We start from the raw sequence: 1,152 nt of genomic DNA, 5'->3' as shown, positions 1-1,152 counted from the left end.
CGCCGCCCGGCAGCTGCGCGGCGACGGCGACAACGGCAACGACGGCGACGCGCGCGCCGCGTTCGACGCCGCGCTGCGCGAAGGCGACGAGCAGTTGCAAAAGTGGCTCAAGCTGTCCAAGCTCGAAGGCACGTCGAGCGCCGCCGATGTCGCCGCGCTGCGACAGGCGATCGCGTCAAGCACCGCGATCCTCGTCTCGGTCGCGCTGGCGAGCCGCGAGGCCGGCGCACGGCTGCCCGACGCGTTCACCGCACCGATCGCGACCACGCTCGACGAGATGGCCGGCATGCTCGAGCAACGCGGCTATCCGGTCGACATCGCGCTCGTGCTGCCGCCGGCCGATGCGCTGCCGCCGCTCGCGCGCGTCGTTGTGGCAGATCTGCACACGGCGATCACGCAGTTCGCGAAAGCCACCGCGCAACGCCCGGCGGCTTCCGCTCACGATGCGTCGCCGAACGTCTCGCCCGACGCCGCCACCGACGCTGCCCCTGAAACGTCGCGCGGCACCCCGCCCGACGCGCACGCCGAACCGCGCGGCGGTTTCTTCCTGCCGGACGCGCGCACGAATCCCGACCACATCCGCTACGCGCTCAAAACCACCGTCGCCGCGATGTTCTGCTATCTGCTGTACATGCAGCTCGACTGGTCCGGCATTCATACGTGCTTCATCACCTGCTACATCGTGTCGCTCGGCACGACCGCCGAGACGGTCGAGAAGCTCACGCTGCGGATCGGCGGCTGCATCGTCGGCGCGCTCGTCGGCACCGCGGCGATCGTGTTCGTGATGCCCGCGCTGTCGTCGATCGGCCAGCTGATGGCCGTCGTGTTCGTCGGCGCGTGGCTGTCGGCGTGGGTCGCATTCGGGTCGCCGCGCGTCGGGTATGCGGGTTTCCAGATCGCGTTCGCGCTGTTCCTGTGCGTGATCCAGGGCGCGGGGCCCGGCTTCGACCTGACGATCGCGCGCGACCGCGCGATCGGCATCCTGCTCGGCAACGTCGTGATCTACCTCGTGTTCACGCGCATCTGGCCTGTCAGCATCGCCACGCAGGTCGACACGGCGCTCGCCGCGCTGCTCGACCAGTGGCGCCGGCTCGTGCAGGTCGCCCATCCGGCCGAACGGCGCGCGCAGGCGGCGGCCGCGTTCGCGCGCCG

The 1,152-nt window shown here is 70.9% G+C and carries 1 protein-coding gene; it reads left to right on the top strand.

Annotated elements, in window-relative coordinates:
- Positions 1-1,152: FUSC family protein (locus G3N94_RS41530; protein ID WP_205799935.1), on the top strand; the 1,152-nt coding region annotated here is incomplete at both ends.

The sequence above is a fragment of the Burkholderia sp. Ac-20353 genome (assembly GCF_017104785.1).
Classification (GTDB): domain Bacteria; phylum Pseudomonadota; class Gammaproteobacteria; order Burkholderiales; family Burkholderiaceae; genus Burkholderia.
This window is presented reverse-complemented; position numbering and strand designations above follow the sequence as displayed.